The sequence below is a fragment of the Paenibacillus sp. J22P169 genome (genome assembly GCF_059691995.1).
The window spans coordinates 12,562-33,960 of record NZ_JCAUAO010000014.1 but is presented as its reverse complement, the minus strand read 5'-3'; the positions used below and the strand labels follow the sequence as shown (position 1 = coordinate 33,960).

Genomic DNA, 21,399 nt, shown 5'->3' with positions numbered 1-21,399 from the left:
AGAGGAGCTGAACCACATGGAAGCATTCGCTATTCTGTTAGCGGCAGGGAAAGGCACACGGATGAAATCGGAGCTGCCCAAAGTGCTGCATCCCGTCGGAGGCGTACCGATGATCGCCCGTTTGGTGGGCAAGCTGGAAGCGATGCCGATCACTCGGATTATGGCAGTGATCGGGCATCGGGGAGAGCTGGTGAAGAAGTGCTTGGGAGCGCGGGTTACCTACGTCCAGCAGGAGAATCAGCTTGGAACGGCACACGCCGTTCAGCAGACTGAGCGTCTGCTCAGTAACCGCAGCGGATCGACCTTGGTGCTTACGGCCGATACGCCGCTCATCAGGCAATCCACCATCGAACGGCTGCTGGCGGCCCAGCGAGCAAAAACAAGTGCTGGTGTGGTATTGACCGCAATCGTTCAGGATCCAACCGGCTATGGAAGAATTATCCGAGATCCTGCAAGCGGCGAAGTTGTCGATATCATTGAAGAGAAGGACGCAACGCCTGAGCAGAAATGGATTAACGAAATTAACACGGGGATTTTCTGTTTCGATAATGAAAGCTTGTTTCAAGCGCTCCCTGGCATTACCAATGACAATGCGCAGCAGGAGTACTACTTGACCGATATCGTGAAGGTAATGCGACAGACTGGTATTTCCGGTGGCCAGAAGCGATTCGAAGCGATGATCCTCGACGATCCGACAGAGGTGATGGGAATTAACACCCCTGAACAATTGGAGGAGGCGAATCGGGCCTTTTATGAAAACATGGGGATTTTTGCATAACAAGCTATAGGGAGGAGAGTTAATATGGGAGCTATTTTCGGTACAGATGGCGTCAGAGGGGTTGCCAACCGCGAGTTAACGCCAGAACTGGCTTTTGAATTAGGGTTAATTGTCGGCTACATGCTGTCGCACAGTTGTGAAGGTAAACGGCCTACCGTCGTCATCGGACGGGATACCCGCATCTCCGGGCACATGCTAGAAGCAGCTTTGGCTGCGGGGTTGTTATCGGCCGGGGCGGATGCCGTAAGGCTGGGTGTACTACCGACGCCGGGTGTGGCTTATGTCACACGGCACTCAGGCATGGATGCAGGGGTGATGATCTCAGCATCTCATAATCCGGTGGAGGATAACGGGATTAAATTTTTTGGCAGGGACGGCTTCAAAATGCCGGATGCGTGGGAAGTGGAAGTAGAGAGTCGCCTGCAGGGTGACGAGCATCGAACTTCTCGCCCTACGGGGGCGGGGGTTGGCACTCTGCGTGATGATCCGCAGGGCGCACTGGACTATGTGAGCTACGTGAAGTCGACGGCTGTGGCACCGCTGTCAGGCTGCAAGATCGTGCTCGATTGTGCGAACGGGGCGGCTTCCTTGCTAGCTCCGCAGCTATTCACCGAATTGGGTGCAGAGACCATTCTATTGCATCATCAGCCGGATGGTTTAAATATTAATCAGGACTGCGGCTCAACGCATCCGGAGCATCTGCGTAAGGCTGTGCTGGAACATCGAGCCCATGCGGGACTTTCGTTCGACGGTGATGCGGACCGGCTGATTGCGGTTGATGAACAGGGCGAGATTTTGGACGGGGATCACATCCTCTATATCCTTGCCGCTTGTCTGGCCAAGCAAGGTCGGCTGAGTGAAAACACCGTCGTTTCTACCGTCATGAGCAATCTTGGCTTTCATCAAGCGCTGCAAACCATCGGTCTCGACTCGTTAAAAAGCAAGGTCGGAGACCGGCATGTCATGGAAGCGATGCGGAATGGCGGGTACAACTTAGGCGGTGAGTCTTCCGGACATATCATTTTACTGGATTATTCGACTACAGGGGATGGCCTGTTATCGGCCGTTCAGCTGCTGCAGGTCATGCTTCAAGAAGGCAAGCCTTTGTCCGAGCTCGTGTCACCCGTCGTCAAATACCCTCAGTTGGTGGTTAATGTTCGAGTGAAGAATAAGTACAAGCTGGAAGGCAATCGCCGAATCGCTGCCGTAATCCGTCGGGTGGAAGGTGAGATGGCCGGGCGCGGTCGTGTTTTGGTGCGGCCTTCGGGCACGGAGGCACTGGTGCGTGTGATGGCTGAAGGACCGGATGAAAGGGAGTTGTCCGGTTATGTGGAAGGCATTGTAGAGGTGGTAAAGGAAGAGCTTGAATATAGCATGGTTTAATCCATTAGTCCCTATGAGAAAGACGATTATATGCTTGGTTCTTATTCAAATGTTAACAAGTGTTCCTTTATTTTTCCCGGTGTACTCTCTTATCACTGAGCTTGGGGTGGAAGTCAACGGGGAAAAGATAGCCTTTACGGATGCCCAGCCATACATCGATGAACAGACGAGTAGTACAATGGTGCCAGCAAGAGAAATTGCCGAAAAACTAGGGGCTGAAGTGGCATGGGATCGTTCCCTGGAACAGGTAACCTTTCGCAGTCAGCATGCAACAACATTATTAACCATTGGTCAAAAAGTTGCTTCGGTTGACGGCAAGCAGGTGGAATTAGACGCTCCGGCTGTCCTGAAAAATGACCGAACCATGGTTCCGCTGAGAGCGGTTAGTGAGAGCCTCGGGGCCGATGTCGATTGGGTGGGAGAACGGAATTTGGTACTGATCACTTCGGCGGACAAAGCGCAAAGGTCCACTTGGATCTGGGACAGCAAGCTGATTGAGACGAATGCGGATAGCATCCTCCAGTTTGCAGCGAACCAAAAACTGACTGCCATTTATCTACGTTATGAAAAAACGTATCCGGGTCAGGACGTTTACCGAAATTTCATCCGCAGAGCGAATGATCTGGGCATCAAGGTTGAGGCGCTGGCCGGTCAATCGGATTGGATCTATGACAATAACCATATCTATATCCGACAATGGATTGCAGCGGTTACGCAATATAACGCTTCGGTAGGTGCGTTAGAACGTTTCCAAGGCTTCCATTTTGATATTGAACCCTACACATTGGACATGTGGAAGACCAATCAGACCTGGGTGCTCGAACAGTGGATGGATACGATCAGATTCATCGAATCGGAAGTGAAAAGCAAGGATCGCAGCATGACGATGGCCTTCGATATTCCCTTTTGGATAAACACCCTTACCGTTCCGGGATCCAGCTATTCCTTTAGCGCGTGGCTGTTAGAGAAGGCGGATAGTGTCGTTATTATGGCTTATCGTAATACGGCACTCGGTAGCAACGGCATCATTGCCAGAGCCAAATCCATCATTTTAGAAGCAGCTACGCTGAAGAAACAGGCGGTTATTGCAGTGGATACGTTGCCCAGTAAGGAAGCCGATTACACGACCTTTTATAACTCGAATTCTTCGATTATGGAGTCGGAATTGAAACAGGTCAAGGAAAGCCTCTCCCCTTATCCGAGCTATATCGGCATCGCTATCCATGATTACGTGAGGTGGATCGAACTTTTGAACGCTAATCGTTGAACGGGTTCGATGAACAAAAAGGAGGAGGATGCAAAATGAAAAAAATGGGTTTGATGATCTCACTATTGGCTGGTGCGGCTCTCGGTGTCTCAGGGATGGCCTTCGCAGGCGGCAATGAGACGGCCGGCTCCTTTCAGGAATCGTCTTTACCGGGTGGAGGCCTTGAGGTTCCTCATAATGATCGGATTCATCTTTCTACAGATAAGCAGTGGATCTCCTCGGAAGGCCACTTGTCAGATCTCATTCGGCTGCAGTGGACGAAAGACCGAGCGAAGCCGGCCATCGCTTGGCTGGATGAGAATGGAAAGGACAAGGCGGCTATCATTGCTCATGCCAAAGCGAATAACCCGGAGCAGCACGATCATAATCACATGTCATTCGAAACGACGATGGCACCTGACGGCAAAAACGCAAATGAGCTGTTTACGCGTTTGGAAATTCCGTTCGACCAGGATGTCGCTGAAATTCGCACGCATTCCTCTAATTTCAATGTGATGGATGGGATTCTAAGAATTGCCGGAACCGGTGGCGTCAATCGTGATCTGACTTGGGCCAAATCGGATGATGGGAACGTGACGACGCCTCGCTGGGCGATGCGTGCAGACACCTCCGAGGAAACCGGAGGAAATGCCGGCTCCAATCTGCAAATTATCCGTTATTCAGATGACGGCAAAGCACTGGACAATCCCTTAACCATAAGTCGTAGCAGCGGTAATATCGGTATTGGAAACTCGGACGCCAAGACCAAGCTCGACGTCAGTGATGACAGCATCCGCATCAGGAAATCTATGACGCCGGCCTCGTCTACTGCCCCTGGAGAAGTGGGGGAGATGGCGTGGGATGACGGGTTTGTCTATGTGTGTGTGGCACCTAATACATGGAAAAGAACGGCACTTTCTTCTTGGTGAAAATAGCTCCAAGTCCTCTATTTATAGAGGGCTTTTTTTGGGTTACCCCCTTAAAATGGAAATAGTTACTGAAATCTATGAGAGGATCATAGAAAGGTGTGAACCGCTTGTGACTTGGAAAGTGTTGATTGTGGATGATGATCCGAATGTGAGAGAAATCATCCGGCTCTATTTCCGTCAGCAGCTCATCGATTTAATCGAAGCCCCTGACGGCGTCGCGGCCCTGACCATGTTAGCAGAAGTTAAGCCTGATATCGTGATACTAGATGTGATGATGCCGGGGCTCGACGGTTATGAAACGTGCCGTGAGATTACCAAGCGTTATGATGTGCCGGTCATTATGCTGACCGCGAAGAACGATGAGTTTGATCGGGTGCTGGGCCTTGAGCTAGGCGCCGATGATTATATGACCAAGCCCTTCAGTCCGAGGGAGCTGGTGGCGCGCATTAAAGCGATTTTTCGCAGAATGCAGAAGGGACAGCCGATTATTGAGGTGGATGCACCCATCCAATATGAGTTTGATGATTTGGTTATTCATGTGAACCGCCGAGAGGTGCTCGCGGGGAGTATGAAAATTGAGATGCGCCCCAAGGAGTTTGAACTGCTCGCATTTTTTGCGAAATCTCCGGGCGACGTGTTTACGAGAGAACAGCTGCTGGAGCAGGTGTGGGGATATGATTTTTTAGGCGATATGAGAACGGTGGACGTTCATATAAAAAAACTTCGTGAAAGATTAAGCCCGTGTCATCATGTTTGCATTCACACGATCTGGGGAGTAGGCTATAAATTTGAGGTAGCCGCATGTACCTAAATCCAAATAAAAGCATTCTCCGCAAAATGTTGACCAGCTCCATCGTAACGGTGCTTCTGGGGCTATGTGCGGTGGGGCTCGTTATTTCGTTATTTGCCAAGGATTATATCGTCGACTCCAAAAGTAATGAGATGATCCGGCAAGCCAAGCAGGTTAATCTCGCCATTCAAGATCAGATGGAACCGAGTGAAAGATTTAAGGAGCAGCTGCACTTTTTCGATCAAGCCTTTGACTCGCGTATTTGGATATTTGACTTGGACGGAAATGTCGTTACTACCTCTTCAAAGGATGAGGTGAATGTAGGCAAGGTCGTCAGTACGGAAGTGATAAACCAAGTCCTGAATGGTGAACCTGCCATATGGAATGAATCCGATGGTCTTAAGGAAGGCATGCTTTCGGTTGCCGTCCCATGGGGAAAAGACAACGACGTATACGGTGGTATCGTACTGCGTTCGCCTCTTAAAGGGATGAATGAGACCATCTCTCAGCTTAGAGAAACCATCCTTTGGGTTACCCTGCTCGGTATATTCTTTTCATTTGGTGTATCCTCCTATTTATCCTGGTCCATTACCCGACCTATCCAACAGATCGACAAGGCGGCAGCCAAGATTGCCATCGGTGATTACAGTGAGAGAATTCAAATAGATTCCAAGGATGAGATTGGTGAGCTGGCAACGACCATTAATCACATGGTGGAGCAGCTTGCGCGCGTTGATTTGGAAAAGAGACAGCTGAATCAGCTGCGGCATGACTTTTTGGCTAATGTTTCCCATGAGCTGCGAACGCCGCTTACGGCGATGCGGGGTTTTTTGGAGGCACTTCAGGATGGTTTGATCGAAGAAGGATCGCGGGATAAATATTACGAAATCATGTATAACGAAACTCTACATATGAACCGGCTGGTCGATGATATTACGGATTTAATGAAGCTGGAAAATAAGGAAATCGATCTTGTGTGGTTGGCGGTTGATGTTCAGGCGATGATGTCCAAGCTGGCCTTTAAATTCCAACCGGAAGCAGAACTCCGCGGGACGGTTATTCACTGTCTTGTGGATGAAAATTCGCCACAGGCTCACGCCGATCCGGATCGACTGGAACAAATTTTAAACAATTTGATCAAAAATGCCGTTAAGTTCACCGAGAACGGTTCGATAGAATTGAAGGCGATGGCGGTTCCATCGGAAGGGTGTGTCCTCATCACGGTAACCGATACGGGAATCGGTATATCACCGGAGGATCAAGGGCTCATCTGGGAGCGCTTCTTTAAAGTGGAGAGAGGCAGACCCGTGAAGCATAAAGGCTCATCCGGTCTGGGACTTGCCATTGTGCGAGAGCTTGTCGAGCTACACAACGGAAGCATTCGCGTGCGAAGTGAGCTCGGGATCGGAAGCGCCTTTGAGGTTAGAATTCCGCTTTATGACAGCCGTCCGCATGTGCAACCGTTGGTGAAGTTAGCTGGTGTTGGATAGCTTGTGTTTATAGGAAGACCGTAGAGAAGGGAGGGTTCCTTTTCTGCGGTCTTCTTTAACATATATCGGCGCTAGTCACAGGCGTCCTGGTCAAGCGAATAACTGGATTTTCTGCAGTTAATTCAAGCGAAATTACGGCATTTCGCAAACTAACTGGATTTCCTCCCGTTATTTCAGGCCAATTTCGCCAAACGGGACATTTCGAGCAAAATTAGATGTAGAAAATCCAGTTAAACTCCCGAAAGTCTAGTTTTACCCGGAAATAGTGTAGGAAATCCAGTTAATCCTAATAGCTATCCAGCGCCTCCGCAATCCTTACAATATGACTAAAAGCGGATCCTCGAGAACATGCTCCACGGGTTGCAGCTGCAAGCCGATCTACCCACCGCCACTGTGCAATCCAGTTAAGCTCCTCTACCCAAAGCACCTACCCATCCCCGCAACTGGCGTGCTATCATAAGTCTAGATCCTATTTTTCCAATTACTACCTATTACTCCAATTGCAAAAGGAGAAGCCATGAACATTTATTTTACGGTAAAAAGTATAGGCAAGCGGAAGCCTTTTCTCACGAAGAAGGCGTACGTGCTCACCTCCACACCGGCTACTCTTCGGGAGCTGATCCAAGAGATCGTCACGCATCACGTTCGGCTGTACAACGAGCGGGCGGAGGACCAGCCCCTGATCGCCTTCCTCACGCAGGAGGAGGTTGAGGCCAGAGGGGCCGAGGGCAAGGTCGGCTTCGGTACCCGGTACGACGACCGTCAGGCGAATGAAGCGGTGGCGATCGCTGCGGCGCTTTTGGCATTTGAAGATGGGCTGTACCGCGTGTTTATTCGCGATGAGGAAGCTACGGAGCTGGACGCCAGCATAGACATGAGGGACGGGGATGACATCGCGTTCATCAAGTTTACGATGTTAGCCGGCCGACTATGGTAAGGGAGGGAACTTGACGTGTTATTTTTTCAGCGGAAAGACGAGGCAACGAAACAGTTGGAAAGTCTCCTCTTGGAGAACTTGGAGAAGGTGCCGCACGAGAGGAACCTACACATCAGGGAGATCGGAACGCTCCTAGACCAAATAGCTGCGCAAGGGAAGCAGGAGTCGTATTTTGCCCCTTTGATCCCGATCGTTCAGAAGAAAGCTGGCGCTTACCCGGCGGAGATCATGCAATATGTAACGATCCACATTACGGAGTATCCCTATAGTGTCGGGTATTATCGCCGGCCCTTCCGAACTCGGAATTCTCGCGTCCACATCGAAAGTGTGTTGCGGAAGCTGTATGCCCTGTACGATTTATCCAAACTGAACTTTTCTCTTCTTACTTATCTCACGTCCTCAGAACAAAAACCGACAGACAGCTCGATGATTCCTTACCTACTTGCTTATGAGTTAGACAGCAATAACCCTAAGATACTTAATGCCCTTAAAGATATACTTTACGGGGATAACAATACAGCACTTCTGAACCGGGCGATGATTCGCGGCATGGTTTTCTGCCATCAGGCGGACGTGCATCACATGCTTGGCCAAATGCTGATCGCGGCACGCCTGCAAGAAGGACTGCGCCAAAGCATCGTGGAGGCGATGGACGAGGGCACGATGGAGGCTTTTGCCTCGCTGCTCAAGGTGATTATTGAGCATGACTTTATCCGCTACAGCTCGGTCGTTCGGGCGCTGGACGTCTGGACCGGGCTTAGCCTTGAGGCGGCGAACACGCGGATCGTGAAGCAAGGTATCGACTATGCGTACAGGTGTATCAGCGACGAAAGTCTGTGTCAGGAATGGGCGAACAGCAACGATGTCCAAAAGCTTTATTTTGCCCTATGGGCGACGGCAGTCAGGGAAGAGGAACGTCTTCCTGATCTCCTGAAGCACATTATGGAGCACGGCGCGACGTATCAGCAGATCGTTGCGCAATATTTTCTCATGCAGAGCCAAAATGATGAGCTTCGCTTCTCCCTCTCCGCCCCCTACATCGCTCAGTCGAATCTCGAGCTGCAGTCGCTGGTACTGACGAACTATGTGTACCATTGGTCGCGAGCATGGCGGTCGCATCCTGATTATGAGGAGTTGCAGAACAAGCCGATCATCGATCGGGTTCCATTGTTGGAGTCGAAGGAGGAGCGGGTACGCCAGTTCGAGTTGCTTCGCACGATGCTGCTCCAGATGCCGAAGGCGGAGGTGGCGGAGCAGTCGCAGGTTTTTGAATGGCGGACATACACCCACAGCACGGATACGATTGCGAATAAGATGCTTTACCTCGTCGCCTACGACCTGGACCCTGAGCTGATCGCACAGGTGATTGCCCTCAAAGATCGGGTGAGTCCGAATCTGCGCAGCGCGATCATTCAGTCTTTTATACAGGATGTATCCAATCCCATTCATAGGCAGTACCTTTTTGACTCCTTATCGGACAAAAGTGTATCCAACCGCGAGGCGGCTCTCGCCCGCATTGGTGAAATGGCGCTCACCCCACAGGATGTGGAGCTGGTGCAAGGGCTGTTAAAGCTGAAAACGGGTGCGCTTCGGCAGAGTGCCATTAAGATTTTACTGAATCAGGACCTCGAGCAGCTGGATCATGCGATTGAAACGCTCGTGGCAAGTCCGGTAGAGCTGCAGCGGCTGGGAGCTTTGGAAATGTTGTGCATTTTGAAGGAGAACGAGAAGCGGGGGACGGAGTTCGAGCGGGTGAAGCGGCACATTGCCTCGATTCAGGAGCCAACGAACAAGGAGCAGCCTCTGATGGAGCGCCTCGGACAGAAGGAGCCCAAAGGGCTTCATAACGGGTTCGGGTTATTTGACCCAGCGAAGAAACAGAGGCTATATCCCTTGCCGGATGAAGACGGTGAAAGTGTAAAAAGTGTGCTCAATCTGTCGTTCACCGTGATTCAGCGTTTTCTTCAAGGCTTGTCGGATGAAATCCATGCGCATCGGGATTATGAATATACGGTGGAGCGATATGCCGGTCATAAGGAAAGCTTTTTGCTGGGGGCTAGGCTCGAACGCTTACAAGGATACTACAAGAAGGAGCAGGAACAGACGCATTTGGAGGGCTATCCGCTGGCGGAGGTGTGGAAGCAGTATTGGGAAGCGAATAGGTGTTCGGCGCGTGATCTGGTGCAGATGATGTTTTATTTTTCCTCCGACTGGCTTTATAAGTACAGCAGCAATCAGCTGACAGGCTGGGAGAGTCACCGGTATAAAGATTTGGGGGACTGGGGCAAGGCGTTTGTAACGGAGCTGTATCCGATGACAACGTTCCGTGCATTCGCTGAATGGCTCCCGACGCTTCCTTATGTGGGGCAGGTTCGGCAGCTTGTCTTGGCTTATTTTGACGATAGTGACCAAGAAGAACGCTTCGCGATATCGAGCCAAGTCCTGAACAAAATCATCCGCGCTTTGCAGAAACGGGAGCTGGAGGAGAACAGCAAAGCCTGGGCGGTGCTTTCGTCGCCATGGCTTTCTTGGGCTGGCAGCAGCGTGTACGATGACCGTTCTTTCTTAAATTATTTTGCCATGAAGTTGAATTTGGATCGGCTCACGCATTATGAGGAATTCCATCCGGAGCTAGGTGAGTTTGTGCGGGCGCTAGATTTGGGGCTGATCGATGACGATGAGGTCTATAAGGAGCTGCTGTCGCGCAAAAGAAGCCGGCAGCACATCTGGACGATCACCGGAACCCGGAAGGATTTCGTGAAGGAGTATCCGACGATGGGGCGTTTTAAGGAGCGGGTGCTTGCCGTTATTCTGGAGCTCGAGCTGAACCGCGGGGATCTGCCGACGGAGGTGTCGGATCTGGCAATGGGCATTGACCGTTATGAGGGCATGGGGGATTTTATCGCGATTTTGTCGGGGTTGGACCGGGAATCGTTCGTTCGGGGTTACATCTATGGCAGCAGGACGAAAAAGGAAGCGCTAAGCCATCTGCTGCGCGTCTGTCATCCGGCGGAAGGCGATGATGTGAAGAAGTTGGCCAGGTTGCTGAAGGGGAAAAAGATTGCCGACAAACGGCTCCTCGAAGCCGCTATGTACGCCCCTCAATGGCTCGAGCTGGTTGCCGAGCATCTGAATTGGAACGGACTGCGCAGCGCCGCTTGGTATTTTCACGCTCATGTTAATGAGAGCTTCTCAGCGGAAAAAGAAACGATTGTCGCGCATTACTCGCCGATCTCTCCGGCTGATTTTAACGATGGCGCTTTCGATATTCGTTGGTTTCGGGATGCTTATGCGGAGCTGGGCGCGGATCGTTTTAACGTGCTGTATCAGTGCGCGAAGTATATTTCGGCGGGGGCGAATCATAGGAGGTCGCAGCTATTTGCCGATGCGGTGCTTGGGAAGCTGGATTTGGCGGAGATGCGGGCTTCGGTGGAGATCAAGCGGAACAAGGATCATCTGCTGAGCTACAGCCTCATTCCGATTAACGGGGAGGACCAGGACCGGGATGTACTGGAACGGTATGAGGTGATTCAACTTTTCCTCAAAGAGAGCAAAAGTTTTGGTGCCCAGCGCAGCGCTAGCGAAGCCAAGGCTTCGGCGATTGCCCTCGATAATCTGTCCCGCAATGCCGGCTATCCCGACGTGATTCGGTTGAAATGGGAAATGGAAGCACGCAAAATGGAAGAAGTGCTGCACCTGCTTGAGCCGATGGCGATTGAGGAGATCGAGGTGAAGCTCGCCATTGATGGGAATGGCCGGGCAGAGATCGCGGTCACGAAGAACGGCAAGTCGCTGAAGTCGCTTCCGCCCAAGTACAACAAGCATCCTTACGTAGCTACCTTGAAGGAAACCGTCTCGAGCCTAAGGGATCAGTTCAAGCGGGCGAAGGCGGAGTTCGAGAAATGCATGGAGGCGGAGAGCAGCTTTACATACACGGAACTGGCTAATCTGATGAAGAATCCGACGATTGCGCCTCTTTTGCGGACTTTAGTTTTTAAAAGAGGATCGTCGTTCGGCTTCTACGAGGACGGCGCTCTGGTTAGTGTGACGGGCGAAGCCGTCTCGCTGGAAGGGGCGGATGCGATCTATATCGCACATCCGCTGCATTTGTACGAGAGCGGGGAGTGGAGCCGCTATCAAAAGCTTTTGTTCGACCGGCAGCTGAAGCAGCCGTTCAAGCAGGTGTTTCGGGAGCTGTATCTCCCGAACAGCGATGAACTGGCGAGCGGCGCGGTGTCGCGGCGATACGCCGGGCATCAGATCCAGCCGAAGCGAGCGGCTGCGCTGCTGAAGACGCGGCTGTGGACCGTCAGCTACGAGGAAGGGCTGCAGAAGGTCTACCACAAAGAGAACATCATTGCGCAGGTGTATGCACTCGCGGACTGGTTCTCGCCTTCGGAGATCGAGGCGCCGACCTTGGAGACCGTCTCGTTCATGGATCGCAAAACGTATCAACCGATCGAGCTGAGCCGGATTCCCGGTATCATTTTCTCGGAAATTATGCGGGATGTGGATCTCGTCGTGAGCACGGCACATGCCGGTGGCGTTGATCCAGAGGCGAGCCTGACCACGATTGAGCTGCGCAAAGCGATCGTCACGGAGTCGCTGCGTCTGCTGAAAATCGCCAACGTGCGATTGGAGGGGAACTTTGCGCGTGTGGCGGGAGCGCTTGGCGAGTACGGCGTGCACCTCGGCAGCGGTACGGTGCAAAAGCAGGCGGCCGGGACGCTGTATATTTTGCCGGTCCATTCGCAGCATCGCGGCAGGCTGTTCCTGCCGTTTATGGATGAGGATCCGAAGACAGCGGAGATCTTGTCCAAAATCGTGCTGCTAACGCAGGATACGAAGATTAAGGATCCGCAGATTTTGGAGCAGTTGCGGGCGGGGCAGTATGTGTAGAGAGTGGGAGCAGTGGATAAAGCCAGAGAAGAAGTTTTTACTTCTTCCTGGCTTTTTTGAATTTTTATCACGAGAAGAATAGCAATTGGATATAATGAACGAGTGTACGAATGCCCATGCTTTTCCGAGAAAGGTCCGACAGAATTCGATCAAAATGGCAGAAAACTTAAGTTTTTTACTTTCTTCCACTTTGCATGAAAGCCAGAATCTGTTAGGATATAAAGAAAGGCGATAGATTTAGTAAGAATTAAAAGGAGGCACCTTTCCATGGAAAAACTGATACTTGATTCTATAGATGAAATGACACATCTGGATCAACTCGAAGCTGAAGCGATTTATATTATCCGAGAAGTAGCTGCGGAATGTGAAAAACCTGTGATGCTGTATTCAATCGGGAAAGATAGTTCCGTGATGCTGCATTTGGCGCTGAAAGCTTTTTATCCGGAGAAGCCGCCATTTTCTTTCATGCATATTGATACGACGTGGAAGTTCAAAGAAATGATTGAATTCCGCGACCGCAAAGCCAAAGAATTCGGAATCAACATGATCGTTCACTCCAATCAGGAGGGCATTGAGCAGGGGATTAACCCGTTCGATCACGGTTCCGCGTATACGGACATTATGAAAACCCAAGCCCTAAAAGAGGGATTGGACAAATACGGATTTACAGCTGCATTCGGCGGCGGAAGACGTGACGAGGAGAAGTCGCGCGCGAAGGAGCGGATTTTCTCGTTCAGAAATAAGAACCATGCCTGGGATCCGAAGAATCAACGGCCCGAAATGTGGAAGCTTTTTAACACAAGAATTAATAAAGGCGAGAGCATCCGCGTCTTCCCAATTTCCAACTGGACGGAAAAAGACATCTGGCAATACATTCGCAGAGAAAATATTGATATTGTGCCGCTCTATTTTGCAAAAGAAAGACCTGTACTCGAACGCGACGGACATCTCATCATGGTTGACGATGATCGCATGAAGCTTGAGCCTCATGAGAAAATTGAAATGAAGAAGATGCGCTTCCGTACATTAGGCTGCTATCCTCTTACTGGCGGTGCTGAGTCAGAGGCGAATACAATTGATGCCATTATTGAAGAAACCCTGGGTGCGGTGTCATCCGAACGGACAACGCGGGTGATTGACCAAGAAGCGGCTGGAAGTATGGAAAGACGTAAACGGGAGGGTTATTTCTAAAATGAAGAGTCTTCTTAAATTTATCACTTGCGGAAGCGTGGACGACGGAAAATCCACTCTGATTGGACATATGCTTTATGAGGCAAAGCTTTTGTTCGCCGACCAAGAAAGAGCGCTAGAACTAGACAGCAGACTTGGCAGCCGCGGCGGCAAAATTGACTATTCCTTGCTTCTAGATGGGTTACTGGCGGAGCGCGAACAAGGCATTACGATTGATGTGGCTTATCGGTATTTTACGACGGACCACCGTTCGTTCATCGTAGCGGATACGCCTGGACACGAAGAATATACCCGTAACATGGCCGTTGGCGCATCTTTTGCGGATCTGGCTATCATTCTTGTGGATGCAAAGAAAGGGGTTATTACCCAAACTAAGCGCCACACTCGGATTTGCGCACTTATGGGCATTAAACATCTTGTTTTAGCCGTGAATAAAATGGATTTAGTGGGCTTTGATCCTAAGATATTTGATGCGATCAAACAAGAATTCTTGCAATTGACCGCTGAGTTTCACTTTGACAGCATTCAGGTGATCCCTGTTTCTGCCACAGAAGGGGATAACATTACGAAAAAATCACCAAATACCCCTTGGTACGAAGGCCTTGCCTTGCTGCCGTATTTGGAAAATGTGGACGTTCATCAGAGCGACAATACGAAGCAATTTATGATGCCGATTCAGCGTGTATGCCGTCCGGATCATACATTCCGCGGTTTCCAAGGCCAAATTGAGGCTGGGCGTATCGCGGTTGGCGATGAGCTGATAACGTTGCCTAGTCATGAGAAGGCGAAAGTCAAACGGATCCTCGTGGGAGACCAAGATCGCGATTATGCCTATGCTGGACAGCCCGTGACCATTCAATTGGATCGGGAAGTCGACGTTTCGCGGGGCTGTGTATTCACGAAGGATAGTCAGCTTCAAGAGGCGGACAGTTTTAGTGCTACGATCCTTTGGATGGATGATTCTGTGCTGACGCCAGGCAAAAACTATCTGGTCAAAGTAGGAACGAAGATCCTGCCAGGTACCGTAACGGCCATTAAGCATAAAATCGAAATTAATACAGGAAAAACGGTTCCAACCGACCATATTGTCAAAAATGAATTGGCCACATGTGAGTTTTCTTTATCTGACAGTATCGTAATTGATTCTTTTGAAGAAAACAAAAGCATAGGCGGATTTATTCTGATCGATCGCGTCACCAATATGACATCTGCTTGCGGCGTGATTGAACAAACCCTTCAAAGCTCCGACAATGCTGTAGGGCTAGATACGGAAGTCACCAGAGATGTTCGTGCTCAGCAAAAAGGGCAGAATCCATTGACCCTTTGGTTCACTGGTTCGCATTCAGATCAATCGGCCCTTGCGAGGGAAGTCGAAAAACGTTTGGTATCGACAGGCCACCATACCATGTTACTCAAGAATGGCCAAGGAGAATCGCTGCAGCGATTAGCAGAAGTTGCCAAATTGATGAACGATGCTGGACTTATTGCATTGGTATCGAATGATTCCCCGAACGGAAACGACCGAGAAACCGCGCGTGACATCATTGGCAAAGAGTATTTTGAAGTTTATGTTAATAGATCGCTTGCAGGCAGCTCGAGCACAAATTATATATCTGGGAATCCAGAAATTGTAATTGATATAAACAAGTTTTCAACCGAAGAAGCTGCAAATTATGTAGTGAAACGAATTATCAAATATTTAATCAATGAGAGTAGTGTCGGACAATTCCTTAATTTTTAATAACAAATCGGCGCAACGAAATAGTCTTCGAATAATAGTATCCCTACATTACCTGAAACAGTGATGTAGGGACTTTTTTTGTGAAGTATGTCTCTGACAAACGTCCCCCCTACCATAACTAAACCACACTCTGATACAATAGTGGAACGAGAAGAGGGGATCTCCCCTTTTTTATCCGTTACACAAAATCCCCCTACAGAAACGATGATACCCATGAAAATCGAACTCGATAACACAACCATAGACATCAACGTTCAATATGCCATCCGCAAAAAGCTTTACATCCACATCGATGACACAGGTTTCATCACCATCAAAGCTCCTAATGACACCAGTCAGGAGCAAATCATCAGCGCTGTGCAACAACACAGCAAGTCTATCTTAGATAAGCTAAACGCCATCAGCAGAGCTCGGCAACCCATCCCTAAGGTCAGAGAATACGAAGACGAAGGCAAGTTCCTTCATCTCGGGAAATATCATTTCCTCCATGAGTTAATCGAAACGAATGGTCTCTCGCAAGACGAGTTGAAAATCAACTTGAAGAAGTTCTATTTTGCCAGCTGTAAGAAGGTTGTAGCGGAGCGCATCAAAACTTATCAAACCCAACTAAAAGTCAAACCTAAGACGATCGAGATCGATGAGTCGAGAACGAAGTGGGGGAGCTGCAGCTCGGATAAAAAGCTAACATTTAATTATCGGCTAGCCATGGCGCCCGTCGAGGTGATTGATTATGTCATCGTTCATGAGCTGTGTCATCTCTTGCATATGAATCATGATCGCTCCTTCTGGAGACGTGTAGGCAGCATTATGCCGGATTATAAAGAGAAGGAAGCCTACCTAGCCCGGTACGGCCAGGCGATGACCCTCTAACGTAAGCGTTCATCCGAGGAGTTTTCTTCGCAACGTAAACTAACATCAGATTTGTCCAGATCTCTTATCGGTTTTCTCCATGGTGGGCTACAAAAGCCAAGTGCTACAATACGATCAAGCACTTACTGAGGGAGTGATTCAGGTGAGGAAATTGACGGTAGACGAGAAGAAGCAATATGATGAGTTTGGTTATGTGGTGGTTGCGGATCTTTTTGCAATGGAAGAATTAAGTGAGATGAACCAAGAGCTTGATCGCTGTGAAGCACCGGCCCAATCGTCGGGGGAGCATGAGGGTTTTACGTATCAGCTAGCAATGCTGACCGATAAGACAAAACAGTTCGCGCATGACGAGCGTATCCTGAACCTGATCGAAGATATTGTGAAACCGGGTATTGCAATTTTTTCTTCAAAGCTGTTGACCAAGCTGCCGCACAGTCCATCGGTATGTCACTGGCATCAGGATGATGCCTACTATACGGAGGTTGTGAACAGTGATACTCGGATGTCCATTTGGGTACCGCTGCAGGATACGGATGAGCAAAACGGATGCCTATGGATCGTTCCTGGGAGTCATAAGCAAGGGTTGCAGTCGTATATGGTTCAAAATAATGGCACTTGCCGCAAGGCATTGATTGAAGATCAGGTGGACTTATCGACAGCCGAACCGGTGCGAATGAAGGCGGGCTCCATATTGCTTTTCAACGCACTCACCTGGCATTCTTCGAAAGGCAACGAAACGGATCAAGTGAGACGAGCATTCATTGTATCGTATCAGGAGGCAACGGTGGCGATCGGGCGGGGGAAACAGCACATTGTTCTGCGACCAGTGATCTAGTCACAGTTCCTTTTTCAAGGAGAGAGTAATTAGTGTTAAACGCGACCCAACTGGCGGATCATTTTCATAAATCTGTGTTTTCGATCACATTTGCCGGCAATACGATACTCCCAGCTGGCAGGTATCAAGAGCCGTACATGCATAACATCCATTCTATTCATTATATTGTAAGAGGTACGGGTTACTATGTGATGAACAACGTCAAATATGAATTGGAAGCGGGCTCCATCATGGTGTTCGTTCCAGAGACGACGTTTGAATGGTTGATCTCGGATCAAGAAGACGTAGAAATCTACCATATTCGGTTTGACTACCAAATGTGTTATAAGGAGAAGCAAACGTGGGTATTCGAGTCCGCAGATAGCTGGCTTAGTCCTCTACGTGGCAGGCTTATGGCGGATCGGCCAGCCGAAGTCCGAAGATGTTTTGATAAGGTGTTTCAGCAATGGAAGGCCTATGATCCAATCTCCCAATATCGTTGTAATTTGGCCTTTCGGGAGCTATGGCTTACAATCATTAATCAAATCTATGATCAACAATACAGCAGCGATGCGGATTCTGCGATTCAGTTCACCTGCCAATATATCGAGGAGCATTTTCAGTCTCTTTTGACAGTTGAACAGTTGGCTAAGACGGCTGGGCTTAGCGAGGGGTATTACTCCCGGCAGTTTAAACGGCTAACCGGATTCTCGCCGAAGGATTACATCATTCGTCTGCGAGTTGCGAAAGCGAAGGAGTTGCTTGTATGCTCCGGATTGACGTTGACGTACATCTCCAAGCTTGTCGGTTATGAAGATGAGTTTTACTTTAGTCGGGTGTTCAAGCGCATTACCGGAATGACGCCTTCGTCTTATGCTAAACTATCGAAGAAGCTATGAAGCCCACACCTTTTCAACACGGATTGATTTATACTCAAAAAAAATATGATTGACAAAAAGAATGAAAACGCTTTATAGTTAACGTACGAAGTATGAATATACGGTTGGGCGCGAGTCTAGGAGAAGACCTTATCCGTAATCATATCCTGCCATACCAATGGTGGGATGTGTTTACATGGATAGGGTCTTTTTTGCGTGCCTAATTGGATATGGATGATTTCTTACTAGAAGGTGGGACAGATATGGCAAAAGGCTACGTGTTTGATTTGGATGGTACAGTATACCTTGGGGATAGAGCAATTGAAGGGGCAGCTGATGCGATACAAGTATTGCGTTCACGAGGAGACAAGGTTGTATTTTTGTCGAATAAACCAATTGCAACCCGTCAATCTTATGTGGAAAAGCTGTCGAAAATGGGAATCCCGGTGACGCTGGAGGAAGTACTCAACTCCTCACAAATTGTGGCCCAATACCTACATCAACGGCTGCAGCCAGGGGAGTTAGTGTTCGTTATCGGTGAGGAGCCGATCGTGGCGGAGCTGGAGGATAATGGGGTTCCGCTCACACAGGACAGTGAGCAAGCCCGCTATGTCGTACTCTCCTGGGATCGCCAATTCACGTATGATAAGCTCAATAGCGTCTATCAAGCAGCGATCAGAGGCTCTATCATCATCGCTTCCAATCCGGATGCGACCTGCCCGTTGGACGGCGGACAGATTCCGGATACAGGTACATTTATCGCTGCGTTAGAGGTTGCGACAGGCAAGGCGATTGATTTGGTCGTAGGTAAGCCATCTTTGATTGCCGCTGAAGCGGCGGCAGCCCACCTGGGATTGCCGTTCGAGGATTGCTTTATGATTGGAGATCGGCTTGAAACCGATATTAAGATGGCTAATGATGCAGGCATGAAATCCGTGTTGGTACTGACAGGTGTAGCCACGAAGGAAATGGCAGATTGTTCGCCGAATCGACCCATGCATATTATTCCTAGCATTAAAGAGGTCATTCACTTATGATAAATCGTGGTATAATGTTCTAACATCGACGAAGGGTGGAATAATGCGTGTATCCGATTGTTGATTTAGTTGAACATCAAACCATCGCAGCTGTACAAAAGGTAGAAGATATTGAGCTGGCTATTAAAAGTCCGGCGAACATTGTATTTTTGCTTTTCGGATCCATCTTTAATCTGAAGGAAATGGTAGACCGGCTTAAGGATGCAGGCAAGCATGTGTTTATTCATATGGATTTTATTGAAGGCATTGCCTCGGACAAAAGCGGAGTCGCGTATGCTGCGCAGGTGATTAAGCCGACAGGCGTCATCTCAACGAAAAGCCACTTGATTCGCGGGGCGAAAGAAGCGGGGCTTATGGCCATCCAGCGTATTTTTCTAATAGACCGAAACGCTGTTCTCAGAGGCATCAAAGCGGCAGAGCAGAGTGGTCCCGATGCGATTGAGGTGATGCCGGGCATCATGCCCCGCATCATTCGTGAAATGACGGATATGACAACGCTTCCGATTATTGCTGGCGGATTGGTCGGCAATCAAAAGGAGATTGAAGAAGCGCTTGAAGCGGGAGCACTTGCTGTATCCGCAGGTTCATCCGGATTATGGAAATAATGTAAATCAGCTAATTCCAAGTGGGAAGAGACTAGGAGAAACCTCTTTGGAAAAGGTGCGAAAGGTTCTTATTCGCGCACTTTTCTATGGAGGTTTTTATTTTTTTACAATACGGAGGAGAAGACGATGAGACCGAAATTTTCGGCACAGAGCCGTATCGATATTTTGAAGGGCATGGCGAGCAGCGAGTTGGATGTATTAGTCATCGGAGGCGGGATTACCGGTGCGGGAATCGCGCTGGATGCCATTACGCGTGGCATGAAAGTCGGCCTCATTGAGAAGAATGATTTCGGTTCAGGAACGAGCAGCCGATCGACAAAGCTAATCCATGGCGGCCTTCGCTATTTGAAGCAGGGTGACGTTAAGCTGGTGCAGGAGGTCGGTAGAGAACGAGCAATTTTGTATAAAAATGCTCCGCATCTCGTAATTCCAGCCCCTATGCTGCTTCCTGTTTATAAGGGAGGCACCTACGGTTATCTCGCTTCTTCAATCGGGTTATATATCTATGATTGGCTCGCGGGTGTTGCGCGAAAGGAACGCAGAAAAATGCTGGGGCGCAGCCAGACAGTCCAGCAGGAGCCTTTGCTGAAGCAGGATGGACTTAAGGGCGGCGGCTTGTATTTTGAATACAGGACGGACGATGCGCGATTAACGATCGATATTATGAAAACGGCCTATACACGGGGTGCAGATATTGTGAACTATGCCGAAGCAGCCGATTTTATTTATCAAGATGGCAAAGTGGTGGGTGTCTCAGTTAAAGATCGTATTAACGGGCAGAGCTATCAACTTTACGCGAAGCACATTGTAAACGCTGCCGGACCGTGGGTAGATAAAATGCGTCAAATCGATGGCTCCCTGAAAGGAAAGCGGTTATTTCTGACCAAAGGTGTTCATCTTGTTGTCGATTTCGCCAAGCTGCCAGTCAAGCAAGCGGCATACTTCGACACGCCGGACGGCAGAATGGTGTTCGTCATTCCTAGGGGGGAGTCAACATATATTGGCACGACGGATACGACGTTTACGAAGTCAATCGATAACCCAAGAACGACGCAGGAGGATCGCGACTATATCCTTAGGGCTGTTAATGCGATGTTCCCGAGTGTGAAGCTGACGGTTGACGATATTCGTTCCCATTGGGCGGGGCTGAGACCCCTCATCTACGAAGAAGGCAAAGGCCCGTCCGAATTGTCCAGAAAAGATGAGATCTTCGTTTCGGACAGTGGTCTAATTACGATCGCGGGCGGTAAATTGACGGGATTCCGCAAAATGGCAGAAAAGGTCGTCGATCTGGTGTCGCAGCACTTGGAACGTGGGGATGGGAGGAAATTTCCAGCATGCAGTACGGACGCCATTACAATTAGCGGTGGCGAGAACCAAGGGGCGGCTACCTTCCAAGATTGGAAGGAGGAGATGCTTACAATAGGCATGGCGCAGGATGTAGGGAGATCTACGATGCAGGAGTGGATCGACACCTACGGTACGAATTCGCTGCAGATTTTGGAACTTCTTCCGATCGCCAGACGGGTACCCCTGAAACCGGAGCTGCAAGCCGTTTACGCTCAGCTATTGTACTGTATGGAGGAAGAAATGACGGTCAACGCTGCCGATTTTCTAAGATTGCATACAGGCTGGTCGTATTTCCAGCTGGAGAAAGCGGAGAAATATGCCGATACCGTGCTCCACATGTTATCCAGCAACTTATCTTACAATGAGGATCAGAAGCAGGAGCAGTTAGCAATGGTCGATACTTTATTCAAAACGATTTATGATTTGCCTGTGAATGAACATGCAATTTGAACCTGTGATAC

The 21,399-nt window shown here is 49.4% G+C and carries 17 protein-coding genes; 16 read left to right on the top strand and 1 reads right to left on the bottom strand.

The annotated features are described in order from the left end of the window. Nucleotides 1-16: 16 nt before the first annotated feature. The 6 genes from AC58QG_RS33490 to AC58QG_RS33465 are packed head-to-tail and all read left to right on the top strand — an operon-like array spanning nt 17 to nt 6,616. Nucleotides 17-778 carry a sugar phosphate nucleotidyltransferase gene (locus tag AC58QG_RS33490; RefSeq protein WP_497366352.1) on the top strand — a complete coding sequence of 254 codons (762 nt, stop codon included), beginning with the start codon at nt 17-19 and terminating at the stop codon, nt 776-778. Between the two features lie 24 nt (nt 779-802). Beyond that, complete coding sequence (gene glmM, locus AC58QG_RS33485) at nt 803-2,161, top strand: phosphoglucosamine mutase (protein WP_497366351.1); 1,359 nt, start codon at nt 803-805, stop codon at nt 2,159-2,161. Nucleotides 2,162-2,174: 13 nt separating this feature from the next. After that, on the top strand, nt 2,175-3,428 hold the full coding sequence (locus AC58QG_RS33480; RefSeq protein ID WP_497366350.1) for a copper amine oxidase N-terminal domain-containing protein: 1,254 nt from the start codon (nt 2,175-2,177) through the stop codon (nt 3,426-3,428). A gap of 35 nt (nt 3,429-3,463) precedes the next feature. Next, nucleotides 3,464-4,336 (top strand): hypothetical protein, encoded by an 873-nt coding sequence (locus AC58QG_RS33475; RefSeq protein ID WP_497366349.1) that lies wholly within the window; start codon nt 3,464-3,466, stop codon nt 4,334-4,336. 55 nt (nt 4,337-4,391) lie between these two features. Next, entirely contained in the window at nt 4,392-5,147 is a 756-nt protein-coding gene (locus AC58QG_RS33470) for a response regulator transcription factor (RefSeq protein ID WP_497366348.1), read from the top strand. Beyond that, nucleotides 5,138-6,616: a sensor histidine kinase gene (locus AC58QG_RS33465; RefSeq protein ID WP_497366347.1), complete on the top strand. Its 1,479-nt coding sequence runs from the start codon at nt 5,138-5,140 to the stop codon at nt 6,614-6,616. The genes AC58QG_RS33470 and AC58QG_RS33465 overlap by 10 nt, the downstream gene beginning before the upstream one ends. Before the next feature lie 286 nt (nt 6,617-6,902). On the opposite strand, the gene AC58QG_RS33460 is transcribed toward AC58QG_RS33465, so the two are convergent. After that, nucleotides 6,903-7,043: a hypothetical protein gene (locus tag AC58QG_RS33460; RefSeq protein ID WP_497366346.1), complete on the bottom strand. Its 141-nt coding sequence runs from the start codon at nt 7,041-7,043 to the stop codon at nt 6,903-6,905. Nucleotides 7,044-7,133: 90 nt separating this feature from the next. Here AC58QG_RS33460 and AC58QG_RS33455 point away from each other — a divergent pair, with 90 nt between their 5' ends. The 10 genes from AC58QG_RS33455 (at nt 7,134) to AC58QG_RS33410 (ending at nt 21,388) form a co-directional block, all read left to right on the top strand. Next, nucleotides 7,134-7,553 carry a hypothetical protein gene (locus AC58QG_RS33455; protein ID WP_497366345.1) on the top strand — a complete coding sequence of 140 codons (420 nt, stop codon included), beginning with the start codon at nt 7,134-7,136 and terminating at the stop codon, nt 7,551-7,553. Nucleotides 7,554-7,568: 15 nt separating this feature from the next. Further along, nucleotides 7,569-12,452 carry a DUF4132 domain-containing protein gene (locus AC58QG_RS33450; RefSeq protein ID WP_497366344.1) on the top strand — a complete coding sequence of 1,628 codons (4,884 nt, stop codon included), beginning with the start codon at nt 7,569-7,571 and terminating at the stop codon, nt 12,450-12,452. A gap of 267 nt (nt 12,453-12,719) precedes the next feature. Beyond that, nucleotides 12,720-13,643: a sulfate adenylyltransferase subunit CysD gene (gene cysD / locus AC58QG_RS33445; protein ID WP_497272079.1), complete on the top strand. Its 924-nt coding sequence runs from the start codon at nt 12,720-12,722 to the stop codon at nt 13,641-13,643. Nucleotide 13,644: 1 nt separating this feature from the next. Then, nucleotides 13,645-15,384, top strand: a complete 1,740-nt coding sequence (locus AC58QG_RS33440; protein WP_497366343.1) for a GTP-binding protein — start codon at nt 13,645-13,647, stop codon at nt 15,382-15,384. Between the two features lie 213 nt (nt 15,385-15,597). Further along, nucleotides 15,598-16,254 (top strand): M48 family metallopeptidase, encoded by a 657-nt coding sequence (locus AC58QG_RS33435; protein WP_497366342.1) that lies wholly within the window; start codon nt 15,598-15,600, stop codon nt 16,252-16,254. 142 nt (nt 16,255-16,396) lie between these two features. Next, a complete protein-coding gene (locus AC58QG_RS33430) occupies nt 16,397-17,089 on the top strand; it encodes a phytanoyl-CoA dioxygenase family protein (protein WP_497366341.1) in 693 nt (230 codons plus the stop codon). A gap of 32 nt (nt 17,090-17,121) precedes the next feature. After that, nucleotides 17,122-17,967, top strand: coding sequence for a helix-turn-helix domain-containing protein (locus tag AC58QG_RS33425; protein ID WP_497366340.1), 846 nt, complete (start codon nt 17,122-17,124; stop codon nt 17,965-17,967). A gap of 242 nt (nt 17,968-18,209) precedes the next feature. Further along, complete coding sequence (locus AC58QG_RS33420; RefSeq protein ID WP_497366339.1) at nt 18,210-18,983, top strand: HAD-IIA family hydrolase; 774 nt, start codon at nt 18,210-18,212, stop codon at nt 18,981-18,983. 47 nt (nt 18,984-19,030) lie between these two features. After that, a complete protein-coding gene (locus AC58QG_RS33415; RefSeq protein ID WP_497366338.1) occupies nt 19,031-19,588 on the top strand; it encodes a glycerol-3-phosphate responsive antiterminator in 558 nt (185 codons plus the stop codon). A 126-nt stretch (nt 19,589-19,714) separates the two neighbouring features. After that, nucleotides 19,715-21,388 carry a glycerol-3-phosphate dehydrogenase/oxidase gene (locus AC58QG_RS33410; RefSeq protein ID WP_497366337.1) on the top strand — a complete coding sequence of 558 codons (1,674 nt, stop codon included), beginning with the start codon at nt 19,715-19,717 and terminating at the stop codon, nt 21,386-21,388. The last annotated feature ends 11 nt before the right edge of the window (nt 21,389-21,399 follow it).